This window comes from Bacillus sp. CH30_1T (assembly GCF_008364765.1).
In the GTDB taxonomy this organism is placed as follows: Bacteria; Bacillota; Bacilli; order Bacillales; family Bacillaceae_B; genus Rossellomorea.
Genome location: NZ_VTUY01000008.1, coordinates 266757 through 282838 on the forward strand (window position 1 = coordinate 266757; position 16082 = coordinate 282838).

The 16082-nt window shown below is 36.2% G+C and carries 12 protein-coding genes and 6 pseudogenes; 12 read left to right on the forward strand and 6 right to left on the reverse strand.

The features are described from left to right. Positions 1 to 10: 10 nt before the first annotated feature. Positions 11 to 294 (forward strand): annotated as a pseudogene (locus F0342_RS25515) (macrolide 2'-phosphotransferase); the annotation flags it as partial. Between the two features lie 449 nt (positions 295 to 743). Here F0342_RS25515 and F0342_RS18015 read toward each other — a convergent pair. The 3 genes and pseudogenes from F0342_RS18015 to F0342_RS18025 all read right to left on the reverse strand — a co-directional run bounded on the left by F0342_RS18015 (position 744) and on the right by F0342_RS18025 (position 3492). Beyond that, positions 744 to 1073, reverse strand: a pseudogene (locus F0342_RS18015) (BlaI/MecI/CopY family transcriptional regulator). A gap of 505 nt (positions 1074 to 1578) precedes the next feature. Beyond that, positions 1579 to 2373, reverse strand: coding sequence for an SDR family NAD(P)-dependent oxidoreductase (locus F0342_RS18020; protein WP_149157222.1), 795 nt, complete (start codon positions 2371 to 2373; stop codon positions 1579 to 1581). Positions 2374 to 2469: 96 nt separating this feature from the next. Beyond that, complete coding sequence (locus F0342_RS18025) at positions 2470 to 3492, reverse strand: AraC family transcriptional regulator (protein ID WP_149157223.1); 1023 nt, start codon at positions 3490 to 3492, stop codon at positions 2470 to 2472. A gap of 437 nt (positions 3493 to 3929) precedes the next feature. Here F0342_RS18025 and F0342_RS18030 point away from each other — a divergent pair. Further along, positions 3930 to 4262 (forward strand): annotated as a pseudogene (locus tag F0342_RS18030) (GNAT family N-acetyltransferase); the annotation flags it as partial. A 297-nt stretch (positions 4263 to 4559) separates the two neighbouring features. Here F0342_RS18030 and F0342_RS18035 read toward each other — a convergent pair. Continuing rightward, on the reverse strand, positions 4560 to 5078 hold the full coding sequence (locus tag F0342_RS18035) for a DJ-1/PfpI family protein (RefSeq protein WP_149157224.1): 519 nt from the start codon (positions 5076 to 5078) through the stop codon (positions 4560 to 4562). A gap of 144 nt (positions 5079 to 5222) precedes the next feature. Between F0342_RS18035 and F0342_RS18040 the strand changes: the two genes are divergently transcribed. Further along, positions 5223 to 5612, forward strand: coding sequence for a winged helix-turn-helix transcriptional regulator (locus F0342_RS18040; RefSeq protein WP_149157225.1), 390 nt, complete (start codon positions 5223 to 5225; stop codon positions 5610 to 5612). 283 nt (positions 5613 to 5895) lie between these two features. On the opposite strand, the gene F0342_RS18045 is transcribed toward F0342_RS18040, so the two are convergent. After that, the gene (locus F0342_RS18045; protein ID WP_149157226.1) at positions 5896 to 7137 is read right to left on the reverse strand and encodes a S8 family peptidase; all 1242 of its coding nucleotides are present in this window, start codon (positions 7135 to 7137) and stop codon (positions 5896 to 5898) included. Positions 7138 to 7827: 690 nt separating this feature from the next. On the opposite strand from F0342_RS18045, the gene F0342_RS18050 reads away from it, so the two are divergent. The 9 genes and pseudogenes from F0342_RS18050 to F0342_RS18090 all read left to right on the forward strand — a co-directional run bounded on the left by F0342_RS18050 (position 7828) and on the right by F0342_RS18090 (position 15181). Further along, a complete protein-coding gene (locus tag F0342_RS18050) occupies positions 7828 to 8370 on the forward strand; it encodes a GNAT family N-acetyltransferase (protein WP_188048596.1) in 543 nt (180 codons plus the stop codon). 251 nt (positions 8371 to 8621) lie between these two features. Next, a complete protein-coding gene (locus tag F0342_RS18055) occupies positions 8622 to 9074 on the forward strand; it encodes a YoqH family protein (protein WP_149157228.1) in 453 nt (150 codons plus the stop codon). 150 nt (positions 9075 to 9224) lie between these two features. Beyond that, positions 9225 to 9549 (forward strand): annotated as a pseudogene (locus F0342_RS18060) (antibiotic biosynthesis monooxygenase family protein). Between the two features lie 203 nt (positions 9550 to 9752). Further along, positions 9753 to 10130, forward strand: coding sequence for a hypothetical protein (locus F0342_RS18065; protein ID WP_149157229.1), 378 nt, complete (start codon positions 9753 to 9755; stop codon positions 10128 to 10130). A gap of 469 nt (positions 10131 to 10599) precedes the next feature. Next, positions 10600 to 10809 (forward strand): hypothetical protein, encoded by a 210-nt coding sequence (locus F0342_RS25520; RefSeq protein WP_262481792.1) that lies wholly within the window; start codon positions 10600 to 10602, stop codon positions 10807 to 10809. Between the two features lie 526 nt (positions 10810 to 11335). After that, positions 11336 to 11707: pseudogene (locus tag F0342_RS18075) on the forward strand (NUDIX hydrolase); the annotation flags it as partial. A 128-nt stretch (positions 11708 to 11835) separates the two neighbouring features. Then, on the forward strand, positions 11836 to 12633 hold the full coding sequence (locus F0342_RS18080) for an aminoglycoside adenylyltransferase domain-containing protein (protein ID WP_149157231.1): 798 nt from the start codon (positions 11836 to 11838) through the stop codon (positions 12631 to 12633). Positions 12634 to 12815: 182 nt separating this feature from the next. Then, positions 12816 to 13652 carry a DUF4062 domain-containing protein gene (locus tag F0342_RS18085; RefSeq protein ID WP_149157232.1) on the forward strand — a complete coding sequence of 279 codons (837 nt, stop codon included), beginning with the start codon at positions 12816 to 12818 and terminating at the stop codon, positions 13650 to 13652. 287 nt (positions 13653 to 13939) lie between these two features. Further along, positions 13940 to 15181, forward strand: coding sequence for an MFS transporter (locus tag F0342_RS18090; protein WP_149157233.1), 1242 nt, complete (start codon positions 13940 to 13942; stop codon positions 15179 to 15181). Between the two features lie 645 nt (positions 15182 to 15826). Here F0342_RS18090 and F0342_RS18095 read toward each other — a convergent pair. Further along, positions 15827 to 16082: pseudogene (locus F0342_RS18095) on the reverse strand (IS110 family transposase); the annotation flags it as partial.

A 16082-nucleotide genomic window follows, 5' to 3' on the forward strand; every position in this document is an offset into this window, starting at 1 on the left:
CAGATCAATCAAAGAGGCGAACGTAACCGGTTTTATTGACTGGACCTAAGCCAAAGTAACATATGTATCAAATGACTTTGTTCTCCAGTCAGTGCTTTTGGGGAAGCAGCTTTAGAAAAACTGAGTAGATATTATCGCCAGGCAGGAGGGCTTTATTGGCCTGCCATGAAAAAGCACATCATAGAGCTTAGTGCGGCATAACCTGTTGCTATTGCTGAGTTTGCAATCATCTCAGGCTTGGAACAGTATGAACAGATGGCAAGAGAATCCTTGGAAGTTAATAACCGCAGCTAATCCGGTATTCCGTTAAAAGGCGCGATAAGGGGATAATGTATAGTTCAAATACCCCTTCATAAAACAATTCCGTAATATAGTAATATATAACTAAAATAAATAAAGGGATAGTGACATAAGTAGTATTTTTTCGAAAACACAAAATATAATTATACTAGACCTTTGGAGATCCTTCCTTTCAATAAGTTACGGCTCTGGGAGGCCCTAGCTGATTTCCTCCAAAGGTTTTTTTATTTTATCAATTTTTCACCTAAGGTGGGTAGAAATGCAGATAAAAAATAATTATATTTACGTTGTAGTATATGGATTATATTCCCAAATGGTGTGTAGTCCTATGCAATAAATAAGTTCTGTAACTAGCTACACTTTACTTGAAGGTGGCGCCTTTATGAGGAAAAGGGGCCAGTTCCTATGCTCCCCATGGAAGCACAAGAACCGGCACCTTGCTTCTAATCGATTTTTTTGTCGAGCATTTTTTTGAGTTCTGTGAGTTCTGTGAGTTCTTCTTTGGTCAGGGTTTCGTCTTCGATAAATTGGACGAGAAGGGATTTAGTGATACCTCAGTATATACGGTCGATTAAGGATCTGGTTTCAGCGCATTGGCACTCGTGCTCAGAGTAGAGTGGTGTGAACGTGTAAATACACTTATCTTTGTTGGCAGCGATGACTTGTTTATGGGTTAGCTGGTCAAGCAGCGTGCGGATCGTTTTCGGTTTCCAATCTTCATAATCCTGGATGGCGGTACAAACCTCGTTCGCCTTTAAGGGGGACTTCCAGATGACTTAATTTATTCCAAAGCATCATATTAGCAGTGTCATCAAAGAATTGGTGGATGAGGAAATTGTTTGCTTATTACTCAGGTGACGGTCTTACTCGTGTACGCCTATACTTAATATTCTTGTAGCTGGCAGCAATGAATTATTAAGGTTCTAATACGTAACTAAATTAATGAAAAGCTCCAAGGATCCATGTTATAAATGAATCCTTGGCTTTTTTTGTTCTTACAAATGGCACCTGGAAATTTCAATTAACGACAAAATAATGACATTAGCTGTTCAAAAGCTAAGCACTCATTTTATTCAACAAACGGGCCATTTAATGTAACAACTCTTTATTACAGAGTAGAATCTTACTATGTAACAACAAATAATGCACCTTAATAGAGATTTTATTTATCTCGGAAATAAGTTTTCAACAATCAGACCAGATTGTTGATTGTTTAACGAGGATTTGTTTTTTGAAAGAATTCTTACTCACCTTGAGAGGTGAGTAAGGGAAAAAATGCTAGAAAATAGTCGGTACCATGCCTCCATCCATACGAATCGGAGAACCTTTAAAAGCGGAAGCATAAGGGCTACATATAAAGGTAGTTAATCTACCTATTTCAGCTGGCTTGATAAATCGTTGAATCTCAGACTGAGGTAGATTTTTAGTCATAAATTCTTTCTCTTTTGCTGAAAAAGTCATATCTTCATTTGGATACATCCCCTCGATTATATGATGCACATTTTCAGAAAGCGTTGGTCCTGGCAAGATGGTATTGATTGTAACTTCTTTACCTATTGTTAATTTAGATAGGCTTTTTGACAATGATAATAGCATTGATTTTGTTATACAATATTGAGGCATTTGTCCCGATGGCATAACTGCTTCTTCACTCGCAATAAAGATAATTCGGCCAAAATTATTTTTTATCATTTTAGGTAAGTAAAATTTGGATAGTCCATTTGCTGCAAGAACATTAGTACGGATATACTTTTCCCATACTTCATCGTCAACGTCCTCATACTTCATAATTTCATAAATCCCCATATTGTTAACTAAAATATCAATTTGGGGATGTTTTTTAAATAATGCTTCCCTTTGTTGATTATCTACAATATCGGCAGTAGCATTTTGAGGGAAGATATCAGGGAACTCTAGCTTAATTTCATTTACAGTTCGTTCTACCTCTTCGTAATTTCGTCCATTAATTAGTACATTAACACCTTCTTTTGCAAGTTCAATGGCAATTGCTTTACCGATCCCTCTTGTTGAACCAGTGACTAAAGCTGTTTTATTTTTTAAGTCCATATCCATAATACATTGCTCCTTTTAGATTGAAAGATATTCCTTTTCTTTTGTAGTTCTTATTAAGTTATCCTGCTGATAATACAGTGTCGAAAAGTAAACTAGTCAATTTATCAAGTTTGCACCGAGATGTTCAGTACGCCATTGTAAAGGGGTAGCACCTTCCCATATGTGAAAGGCGCGGTAGAATGAGTTTTGGTCTTCATATCCAATCAAAAAGGCAACCTCTTTAATATCCAACGACGGGTCTGCCAGGTATTCTCTTGCCTCCTCATGTCGAACTTTTACTAACAAATGCTTGAAGCTTGTGCCTTCTTCAGTAAGCCGCCGTTGCAAGGTTCGATCACTTATCCCTAACTCGCTCGCAATAGTCTGAATGTCAGGGCGACCTCCTGATAAGCTACGTTTCATGATCCACTTGACCGTCTCGCTAATTGAAGGGCTGCGTGGCTGCTCATTCAACGACTGTTCCAGTACCGGAGTCAGTATCTCTAGCAATTCTCCATTATACGAGACAAAGGGACGATCCAGATCTGCTCGATGTATAGTCAACCTGTTACAATTTGTACCGATCTGAATTTGGCAGCCGAAGTAATCTTCAAGTATCTGCATGTCGCCAATTGAATGGGTAGAAAATTCTACTAACTTTGCTGTCAAAGGTTGACCTGTGCCCCGGCGCCCCAGTTCGAGAAGAAATGCCAAAGTAATGCCAAATAATATGGACAGACCGGGTTGTTCACTATGAAATGTTTTTATTTCAATTGTACAGTGTTCACCTTCCTCGGTGATATGTAAGCTTTCAGGTGGGCAAAGTTGTTTGTACTTGGCCATTCGCTTTAAAGCATCACGGTAGTCACGAGCGTGGTAAGTTGCTAAGACAGTCGGAGGGAAATGATCTGTTTCAAAGGATGTCGCGAGCTTGATGATTCCTTTGGAGGTGTCATCAATGAGTTCGGAAAAAGCCTGCCAGATCGCAAAATATTGGGCTGTGGTGACAAATGGATCAGAAACAATGGAGATTGGCAATTGTGCTTTTCGAACTACCTCGTTGGCGACTATTCCCAATTGACGTAATCCTGTCCAAAATCCTGCAGGGATTTTTATACGATCAGAGGTATAGAACGTCATACATATGGGCCTCCTTTATCTATTTTCATTAGTAGTTTAAGCGTGTCCTTCTTTGATAATAGTACAGTTTAATAGTAACTCTCCAACGGTGCTTTGTAACTAGCGAATGGCGACATAACACTTGCTAACTACGCCAAATTATATTAAAAACGACAGCATTACATAAGGATCTATATACTGAATGGTCAAGTTCTTTTAAGCTCTATCTTATTTTCCACTATTCAGCAAACCAAGCGCAATTGTTGAATAAGTAAGATGAGAAAATAACAGATTTATTTGCTAAGCAGTACCAAGAATAAAGTGCAATTACTTTTCTTTTTCAAAGGACCGCGGCTTGTCCTGAGCAGGCTGTGCTTCTTTTGTATTTAAAGTTTTTCTTGAGTAAGCTGCTTTAATTTGAAATAATTGGTATTAAGTTAAAGGAGCAGTTTTATGGAGTAACGTTTGATGCTGCAGTAACTTCAATATGGAATTCTGTATTTTCTGTTATTGTTAAAGATAATCATAGCATCATAGGAATGGGAAGAATTGTAGGGGACGGTGCTATTTATTTCTATATTCAAGACATAGTAGTTCACCCCGATTATCAAGGAAAAGGTATTGGTAAAGAAATTATGAAGGCTTAAATGAGATATCTTGATGAAAATGCACCAGATAAGGCATTTGTAGGTTTGTTTGCTTCAAAAGGAAACGGTGAGTTTTACGAAAAATATGATTTCAAAAATTACTCACCTAATATGACAGGAATGTTTAAAGTGATTTCTGAATGAACTAAAGAAACATATTAGATTTGTGAAATAACAATTCATTAGATAAGGTTTTTTTGTCTTCCGCAATCGTGCGCTAATCGGGGCTAAAGCTGAAGGGCAGCTGATCTCCAGCTTTTTCTTTGTTCCGTTAACGGGACATTTAATTGAGTAAGAGGTTCTATACCACTTCTTTTATAAAGCAACCATGGTACTCTAAAAGAAAATCGTTGATATATCAGATTTTGAATAGAAGCCATCCGGAATCAGTTCCGAAGGGCTTCATATTTAAACAAGTTTTTTTACATTTAAATTTAAGAACTAACTTATTGCTACAACCAGGCTCTTTCCAAATTCTTTCGCACCATCTGGTCCATCGCCTGTAATAATATCATCATGCGATACGACATGTTGTTCAACGTATTCTACGTTATGAGCTTTTAATTCGTTCTTTTGTACGTCAAGGGGGTAGCATGTAGCTTTTCGGCCCGTAAGTAAACCTGTTTTAACTACAGTTACAGCTCCGGCACAAATTCCTGTTACAAGAACATTTTGTTCATGAGCTTGTTTCAAGTAGCTTAGTAATTCTCGATTTCCCCATAAATGATCGATCGTACCAGATCCTCCAATGACAGCAATAGCAGCATAATCAGTGGTTGTTACCTCAGAGAAGATTACTTCAGCGCTTGTCTTACCTTGATAGTCACCTGTAATTTCGCCTGTTTTGGTGCTTGCAATGGTTACTTCGATCCCCGCATTTTCTAATGCTTCTTTAGGTTGAAATAATTCATCTTCGTTAAATCGTTCTGGTGGTATAATTAATAAAGCTTTTTTACTCATTAATGTTTTGCCTCCTAAAATAGAAAAAGATTTGTAGTTAAGAACTATCTTCATTCTACCGATGGTTTTCTACATTGTGAAGAATGCACTTTTTTGTGCGGAGGTTACCAAAAGGTTACCTAAATAAGAAAAGGAGCTGACCCCATGTCAGATATATTAAGAGAAGAGATTAGAGAGAGAATATTAAATAATGATTATCATTGTGAAAAAGAACTTACCTTATCAATTATTAGTGGGAAATGGAAAGTTGTTATTTTGTGGCACCTAGGTATAGAAGGTCCACATCGCTTCAGCGAACTTCAAAGACTTTTTCCAAAAATATCTCATAAGATATTAACAAACCAATTACGTGAACTGACAGAAGATGGAATTGTTCATAGAGAAGTGTTTCCAGAAGTTCCTCCGAAAGTCGAATATTCCATGACTGAACTAGGGATGACGTTATTACCAATCGTTGAGATGATGTATGAATGGGGAAAAAAAAGAATAGATCAAATTAAACAGGAAAATAACTATTTTGAAGAAGAAGAATAACCAGCTCGTTTCCAGATACTTATGTTAATAAGGAAGAAAGAGAAATAAGTTTTATCTTGTTACATTGTCGGGGGCAATAATAGAATATTTACCCATAATAAAAGGGTGTTTACGAATGAAAAATACAGTTTAATATCCTTGTATAAATCATCTTCCTCGTAAATCCGTATTTTCGGTACAAGACAACAAGAAAAAAGGCCATAACATATTTGAAATGTGTTATGGCCTTATATCCATTTATCCTTTTTATTTAGGTCTTGATACGTATACTAGATAGGGGCCTTTAAGGGTTTACAGTCGGGAATCCGAAACCGGAAGCATAGTCATCTCCCGCTGCTGCACCAGAGCCGCCAAGGATATCATTATTTGTAGCACGGTTTTGAATTTCTGTACGAAGTTGGGCTGCAGACAGAGCAGGGTTATCCGCCCAAATTTTTGCAGCCAGTCCAGATACGTGCGGAGTTGCCATCGATGTACCACTGATGGTGTGGTACGTACCATCGTACCAGGTTGATTCAATTGCACGTCCTGGTGCAGACACTTCAACATCACGCACACCGATTACATAGTCGCCATCAGTGTCGGGGTTTCCGCGGGAAGAAAAGTCAGCTACGCGGTATGTTCCATTTTCCTGTACATCTTCAAGTGCTGCCACTGCAACCGCATTTTCCACTGCTCCAGGATATCCTATCGTATTCGCACTTGGGCCGGAATTACCTGCTGCTGCCACGACAAGTACACCTTTATTATAGGCATAGTTTACAGCGTCTGTAATCAGGGAGCTTTCTGAACTGGATCCTAGTGACATGGAAATGACCGTATTGACATTTAAGCGATCAGCTTCATCAGCAGCGTAACGGATAGCGGCTGCAATGTCATCAGAGTAGCCGGATCCACGGTCATTCAATACTTTGTAGGCCCATAGTTTGGCATCCGGTGCTACACCATAGATTCCATCTCCCGCACCACCATCAGCAAGGACTGTTCCTGCTACATGTGTGCCATGGCCGTTCTTATCTTCACAGAAGTTTGTAACGAGGCTTGCTTTCCGCTGGGAGAAATCATTACATTGCTCAACGTTATTAGCAAGATCAGAGTGATTGGTATTGGCTCCGGTATCAAGGACTGCCACTCTCACTCCGCTTCCACCAGTTGTGACGTTTACATTGGCGTCTTCATACATAGCTTCAATTCCCCATGGTGTCTGATCACTTGGTGTAGCTGTTGCATTTGAACCAGGTTTAGCATTCAAAGATACTTCATCAACAAGTTTGACAGAGACGTTTTTATTCTTTTGCAGAGCTTTGTATTGCCCTTTCGTTACTTCGGTAGAAAAGCCGTTCTCGTCAAAGTTCCAGCGAACACCGTAATTTTGCTTAGCGCTGTTTGCTGCTTTGTCATTGGTGGATGAAATTAGAACACGGACTTTTTCTGCTTTTTCAGTGGCATCAACCGTACTGTTGTAAGTCGGGCTGACCAAAAGAGCACTCATCACTACAGTTCCTAGAATCTTTCCTACTTTCATTTACAACATCCTCTCCCATTTTGTCTACCAACCGCCAGAAATACTTCTATATCTCCCTGTAGAAAACTCCCCTCCTTAGTCAGAGTTCAATTGACAAGAGTCATATAGTTGAAAAACTATGTAGAAATTCTTACCAAATAAAATTGTAACAAAATTTCATTATTTACAGAATAGGGTGAATATTCTGGGTAACAGAAAGGTAAATGTAAATTATAGAAAAGAATTCGTAAATTAAAGACGAATGAGGAAAATTTTCCTCCAATGGAGTGCTTAAACTCAATTTTAAATAGGAGGAAAGCCCTGAGTTTTCCCAACCTGTTTTTGAAACTTTTTTCTGAGAGTGGTAAATATTCTGTATGGTTATTTAGAACATTCAATTAAATGAGAAGGTAAGTCAGTTCATAAATAGAAGGAAAAAGGTATAAGGCATTGGTCTAAATTAGGTTTTTCAAAGTTTAAAGAATTAGTTTTTGAGGTGAAACCATATTACTGTTTAGAGAAGGTCTTTATTCCATAAGCGGGCCAGATTATGGAATAAGAACCTGAAATAAAATTGAAATTTGAAATAATATTATTAGGCTAAAAGCAAGAACGTTTAACAAGGTTTTATATAAAATAGACATATATTGAAAGGTTATTAGAGTTATTACTAATCGTCACATTAATCTGTTCAAAGGGGGAAATATGAAATTGGATCCAAACATGATTAAGTTTCGAAGGCTTATATTACAAGATTTACCACTTATGTATGACTGGATTAGAAATGACCGTTTTGTTAACCGTTTTTGGGCTTACAACAAAAAAGAACCTTATGAAAAGTTAACCAAAGAGTTTTCTGATTATATCAATAGGGTTGAGCCAACTGATCCTTATCTAATTCTTTATAATGATACTCCTATTGGTTATATACAAACATTCAATTGGAGTGATTATCCAGAATTTGAAAAGTACGTTGATCTTACTAATTCAGCCAGTTTAGACTTATTTATAGGAGAAGAGGAGTATAGAAATAAAGGACTTGGTACTAAAATTCTGTCGCGTTTTCTAAGTCAGTTTGTTTTTTCCAATGAAAGTGTAGACAGATGTATTATTAATCCAGAGGTTAACAATAGTATAGCTATACGAGCCTATGAAAAAGTTGGGTTTCAGATTATTAAAATGGTCCCAGATATCCCAGAAGAACCAGGACCTGTTTTTTTCATGAGGTTAGATCGTCAAGATTTCCAAGAATAAAAAAGTAGTAATATCATTAAAAAAGAAATAAGCAACCAAGTGATTCTTAATTGGTTCTTATTGAGCTGGGTGCTTTTCTGTTTATCTGGCACAGATATTATAGAACGATCTTCCGTTTTCGGGCGCTATTCTTCAAGAAGGAGAATGGCTTTTTAAATGAAATGAAGAAGTAGGTTAATTAAACAAAATAATAAATATTACCGGGCAAATTGTTGGGGATACTAACTAAAAATTATTGTATGAGGTGAATCATGAGACGATTTGTTTTGGTTATATTCCTTATCTCAATTTTTGTTATGTACCCTGATCAGACAAATGCAATTAATATGCCTTGTAGTATGGTCTTAGAGCCAGTCGATAAAAATCTAAAAAATGCTAAGGGATCAGCGCTGATATATAAAGTACAACTTAATCCACCTAGTTTCGCTCGAACGAATGTAAGTATTCTTGCTGTCCATCTGCCAGAACCATCTTCTTATGGCAATTTCGATAGTTATGAAGGTTTTGCGTTTATTCCAGATGAAATAAGTTGGCGTTTTAGGCTGTATCCTACTCCCGAAGAGTATAGTCCAACTTGGGCTGGAAGATTTGATTTAATCACGTCAAAAATGAAAAATGTTGAAGTTCAAATTAGGCTTTCTAATTCAAAAAGTGAAAAATTAGGACCAAGTATTTTGACAAACAATATTAAATACTGTAAGTGAGCATTTTAATCTAAAGGGCGCAATTCTGGAATAAGGAATTGTGTCTTTCTGCATGGAAAGGTTCATATTGTTGAACATCAGCAGGAACTGTTGAGAAGGATAAAGAAGTTAGAATTATACTCTATTAAAAATTTTTGGGGGAACTAAAATATGAGTGGAGTTGAAACACCTAAACCTCCGTATTATGCAGTGATATTTGCTTTACAACGAACTGAAGGTGACGGAGGTTAATGGGAAAATGGCAGACAAAATGGCAGAGTTAGCTGCTCAACAGGAAGGTTTCTTAGGTGTCGAAAGTGCTCGTGATGAGTGGTTGGGAATTACAGTGTCATACTGGGAATCTCTAGATGCGATAAAGAAATGGAAGAGAAATTCAGCACATCAAGTTGCCCAATGCAGAGGCAAAACTGAATGGTATAAAAAAATTGCCCTTAGAGTTTGTAAAGTGGAGAGAGATAAGTTTTTCGAAATGTAATACATATATTGGACATTTTCATGAATAGGGTCATTTAATCGTATAAGAGGTTTTGAACAAAACACTACATTTTTTGTTAGACCTTTGGCTTTTTTAGATGTTGAAATATCAATGATGTATAGATCCTGTAATCGACTCACTCCCCCCTTTACCATATTCCTTTTATTATGTTAATATTCAGATAATGAAAGGGGATGGAACGAATGATGAAGAAATTCATGTTTGTTATGATCTTTTCCGTCGTTTTTCTTTTCGGGTTTACAGCATTTGAAAATGAAGCATCTGCAGATTTTTACGGATATTATAAATTTGCCACGGGGGACGGAAAGTGGGATGGAAAAGTATGGGTTCGCAGTGGAGGAAACGTACGATTTGAAATACAAAACTACCAACATAACTACGTGGGCAAAGTTTCCGTACGTTTATGTAGTGCCGCAACAGGAAATTGCACGTCGTTTAAAAATATTGATGGCCCAGGAAGTGTGATGTTTTATAATATGGTGGGAGGAACATATCTCGGGGACATCATCAGTAGAGAGTCAGGTGAAGTTAAGGGAAGAGTAGGCTTTGGCACTTATTAATAAATGAAGTAGACCAATTTAGTGGGCTTTTCCTGTCAAGATGAAAAAGTGATATCTTCAATAAACGGGCGCGAGAGCTGAAGATCAACATTCTTCAGCTTTTTCTTTATTCAAGAGTTGGACAGTTATTCTGGAGTAAGAAGTAAAGGGGGGAGACGCTGTGGAGCTAATATTCATTAGACACGGGCAAGGCGAACACACCTTAGATGTACCAGCAAATTTACAACTTACAGACCCTGCCTTGACTAATGATGGTGTTTATCAAGCAAAATCACTACGAACTCAATTTCCATTATCTGAAAGTTATATAGTGGTTATAAGTCCTATTTAAAGGACTTTACAGACTGCTTGTATTTGAAGCAAAGACATAAAGTGCAAAAAAATAGTCAGCCCTCTAGTTTCACCTAGAATGTTTCCACAGAATCTAGAATGGAAAACACTTACTTGTGATAGGATTTTAAACAAGAAAGTGATTAAAGAAGATTATCCGACATTCACTATTGATGAAGGATTGCCAGAAGAGCTTTGGTCCTCTGGAATAAATACTATACCTGAACAAGAGTTTATGTATTTGCAGAAAGTTTTCTTGAATGGTGCAGAAGCCAAAGTATTGAACGGATATATGTGGTATCAAACGATGGAACTATCACATCATACAGGCAATTTATTGGTGGGATAAAACTAACAAGAAAAGACTTCCCAAAAGAAACTGGATGGTTTAAACAAATGTGTTAATCCGCCATTATCCGGGGCGCTAATGTAAGATTAGTTTGCCGGCAGCATGACTGACATCCACCTCATGGAAAGGCTGGACGAAGGAATTTTGGAGCATAGACTCTGTGAGAATTAGGAAGGTTGACCTCCATGAGAAATGTGGAGATCCACCAGTGGTACCATACTTTTGCTAGCTAACCACTTTGATTGAGGTGGCTAGGTAGGCTAGCTTTCTTTTTCTCTTTATGCCCAAAATTACCCTTACTTTCAACATCCATCCATACTTCAAATGTCTTAGATATTTTAATCTCATAGAAATACTGAGAATAAGCGAGAAATCAAGAGTTATCTCTTTCTTTATAGAGGGAGGTTAACGTGTTAAGTAATTTATATCTATTTATTAAAATGGAGAAGGAAATTAACATTGGAGAGTGTATTTATGAAACCAATAAAAAAAAGCTTATGGATATGTCACAAGAGTAAGAGATGAAAAAACACAAGTATTGGTATTTCGGCACAAAGATATCTCTGAGGCAGGTATCCAAATTCCTAAAGGTACAGTTAAAGAGGATGAAGACACGTATAACGCAGTAATTAGAGAAATTAAAGAGGAAACTGGAATCCAAAGCTTTGAAGTGAATAATTTGATATCAGAAGACTATTGGGAAAATGATGATGGTGCAATACATAATAGGTATTTTTATAAGATAATTTGTAATGAATTTGCTGATGAATGGGAACACAATCCAACAGGTGGAGGAGAAGAAAAAGGACTTAACTTTCAATTTTTTTGGATATCATCTGATGAAGAAGTTGAACTAATAAGAGGTCAAGCAGACTATTTAAAACCAATTTTCAATTAATAAGAAATTATGTAACTCTTATTCCATATAAGGGGCAATAACTGAAGACCAGCTGATTGATAACTGGCTATTGACCACCTTCAAATAATGGGTAAGGTTAACGGTAGAAAGAAAAAGGAGAATATTAAATGAGCTTTAATTGGCAAACGTGCCCAACTGAAGTTATAAATTTTATTTTAAGTATTCAAAAAGAAATTACAAAAATTTTAAATGATGACCTGGTTGGATTCTATATTCACGGTTCTATAGCAATGGGGGGATTTAACCCGAACATTAGCGATATTGATTTATTGGCCGCCACCAATAAGTCTATTGCAGTTGAAACTAAAAGGAAATTAGCAAAGTTCTTTTTGAATTGTTCCAATTCCCCATACCCAGTCGAAATTAGTTTTATGAATAAGGAACAATTAAAAGACTGGCAACACCCTTGTCCATTTGATTTCCATTATAGTGAGTACTGGAGAGAACGGTATGAAAATGATTTTTTTAGGGGTACATACGAATTCTTAAATGGAAATGTTAACGCTGATCCGGATTTAGCAGCACATATAACTATATTAAAAAATAGGGGGATTTGTGTGGGTGGCAAACCTATTGCTGAGGTTTTCCCTTTAGTTCCAAGGTCAGATTATATATCGTCAATAGTCGGTGACTTTAAGGATTGTTTAGATCGCATTGAAGAGGACCCAGTTTATTGTACACTAAATTTGATTAGAGTGTTTTGGTATCTAAAAGAAGGAGTAATTTCTTCAAAGCAAGAAGCAGGTATCTGGGGTTTATTAACATTACCAAAAGAGTTGACTATCACTGTTAATAAAGTGATCGTTTGTTATACAAGTCAAAGTGATGCTTATAAATTTGAGAGTGAAGAACTACTAATGTTAAAGAATTATATTTCGAATAATGTTCAGAAGTTATTAAGTTAACCTGGAAAAAACTGAAGATCAGCTTATTGATCCGGTATTGCCCTTCTTCAATTATTGGGCCATTTAATGGAACATTGGCATCCATATCAAGAAATAATAAGGAGAAACAAATATGGAAGTATATGCTAAAATGTGTATATTAGAAAAATTTTGAGTATAAGTGCAAGGAAGGGGACAGATAGGTGAGTTATAATGCTAAAGTTTTCAATGTGATGATAGCCTCTCCAGGTGATGTAGCATCTGAACGATCAATTGTACGGGATGTAATTTATGAATGGAATGCAATTCACTCCTATTCGCGTAATATTGTTTTACTTCCTGTTGGCTGGGAAACACATTCTTCTCCAGAAATGGGAACGAGTCCACAAGAAATTATTAATTATCAAGTTGCAAACAAATGCGATTTATTAATTGGTGTGTTTTGGACCCGCTTAGGAACACCGACAAATAAATACTCAAGTGGTACAGTTGAAGAGATTGAAAAACATTTAGAATTTGAAAAGCCAGCTATGTTGTATTTTTCAAGTCAACCGGTTGCGATAGATACAGTTGACTTAGATCAGATTGCAAAATTAAAACAATTTAAGGAGTCTTGTCAAAGTAGAGGTTTATATGAGGAATATGATAGTCACTCAGACTTCAAGCAAAAGTTTTATCACCATTTACAATTAAAACTGAATGAACATCCTTTATTCCAAGATGCTAATACATTTGAAAGCGAAGTATTAGAATCAAAAACGTCGATACCAACTTTATCTGATACTGCCAGGGTACTTCTCAAAGAAACAAGTCTAGACGAACATGGAAATATACTATTTATAAGGCATATGGGAGGTACAGATCTACAAACAAACGGCAAGAATTTGATATCTTCTCAGGATAGACGAGAGGTTGCAAAATGGGAAGAAGCATTAGAAGAATTAGCCACCGAGGAACTAATTACTGAAAGAGGACATAAGGGTGAAATATTTGAGATTACAAACCTTGGTTACCAAATTGCAGATATGATCCAGCTTTAGGAAGTCTACAATTTTAATGATTTGTTTTTTCTCTTTATATAACAACAATTCACAATGAATTACTCATAGATATTTTTCCACCTTCATTTCTAGGTATAGTAAATTTAGATGGGAAAATATATTCCCTATCATTTATTCAACATGGCAGGTCAATTGAACAAGGAAACCCTTTAGCTTAGGGTTCTTTTTTAGTTATGAATGGTTTGTGACAAGTATTAATATTTACAGGTAATTCCCAATTTTTATAGAAAAAGTATATATTAGAATTCATTTGATGGGGTGTTAATATTAATCAACCAGGCTTCTCACAAAAAAAGAATTCATATTTATTACTATTTGGATTAGGCATATCAACCTTAGGTGATTTTATTTATCTTGTTGCTATCAATGTTTTAGTATTAAAACTAACGGGCTCTGCTGCCGCAGTAGCTGGGTTATGGATCATAGGACCTATCGCTTCGATGTTAACGAAATTTTGGTCTGGGAGTATTATTGACCGTTTGAATATTCGACGAATAATGATTGGAACAGACATCATTCGTGCAATCTTAGTAGCAACCATTCCTTTCTTCGGCTCTATTTGGCTTATATATGTATGTCTATTCTTTTTATCTGTTTCAAAAGCTTTCTTTGAACCAGCAGCACTTACTTATATTACGAATGTTGTTCCAGAGAAAGGACGAAAACAGTTTAACTCTTTCAGGAGTTTAATTACTTCTAGTGCCTTTTTAATCGGTCCAGCTATTTCTGGGGCACTCCTACTCATTACCACTGTAAATATATCAATATGGATTAATGCCTTTTCTTTTATTGTTTCAGCTATAATGGTGTATTTATTACCAAATGTGAATACTGAAGTGGATGTAACAGTACGCAAGATTAGTTTGGAAATATTGAAAAGTGATTGGAAAGAAGTATTTAAATTTAGTCAAAGTAATCTTTTCATAGTAAAAGTGTACTTCTTAGCTCAATTTTTTATGATAGTTGCACTTGGAATGGATGCTCAAGAGGTCGTATTTACTCAAAAGGTATTAAATTTATCTGAGACAGAATATGGACTTCTTATAAGTTTAACAGGGGTGGGTTCTATCTTAGGAGCAACTATTGTTTCGATGATAGCTAAAAAGTTGTCAATAAGAGCCCTAATATCTTCTGGTTATTTTATGGTTTCAGTGGGCTACCTGGTCTATGCTTTTTCATTTTCATTTTGGTCAGTAGCCATAGGCTTTATGGTTTTAGGTTTTTTCAACTCATTCTCTGGCATCGGGTTTATGACTTTTTACCAGAATAATGTTCCAATTAAAATGATGGGAAGGATTTCTAGCATATATGGTATTTTTCAAAGTTTTCTTCAGGTAATCTTCATATTATTGATTGGTTTTACAGGTGATATTATTCCAGTTAGGTACAGTATTATAGCTGCCTCTACATTAATGCTTGTAATAAGTATTTGGCAAATAAGGTTGGTTCTTCTGCCAAGTAAATCCGAGTATTTTGCAGAAGAACCCGTACTCAAAAGCACTTCTTAATATATTCATTATTAGCAATGAAATTTTTAATTCAACGGGTGCAATAACTGAAGATCTGCTAATTGATCCGGCTATTGACCCGCTTCAATTATTGGGCAGCATTCCTGTTATGAAGAAACATGTTGATGTGGTCTTGCAGCTCTCCATCATCAGAAATAACTGATTCGTAAACAAGATTGCTCATCTAACTCCTTTACTTAATATTCTGCTGCAAAAGACTAACAACAATTGTACATATTTAAATTTGGAATAGGGAAAAGTAAAAATAAGACAGAAGAGGATAATCGAAAGATAAATAGTAGGATTTTCGGAGAATGATATGTTTGCGTGAAATAGTAATAAACGCAACTAACTAATTAAATGAAGAACGCCAGGAATCCTTGTTATAGAAAGGGTATTGGCGTTTTTAATTAGTATTCTGTTACCCATAAAATTCCCATTAACGACAAAACAGAGGACATTCTAGCTGACTGCAAGCTAAGAATGTCCAACAATCCCCTTCTTCCATTAAACCAGCTAATAGTTTGTCAACATCTTTCAATAAAAACTTAAATTAACTCGTGTTATACTGAATATACGCATGCCAAATAACCTTCCACTGTCATAAGTTTGGAAGGTTTTTTCTTATTTAGCTGGAAATCTTAATTAGGCTATATCTTGGAAAGTGGTTCTGTTTTTTAATATGGCATAGATCCAATGTAAGAGCTTATTTACGCAAGCAATGACGGCGACTTTATAAAGTTTGCCTTCCTCACGCTTCTTATCGTAAAACGCTCTCAATCTCTTGTTTCTAGGGATGATTTCATCTGTTGTTTTTTGTTTGCGACAGTCACGAATACCAGAACGAACAGCCATATATAAGGCATGCCTTAATCTACTTGAACCACGTTTTGTAATTCGA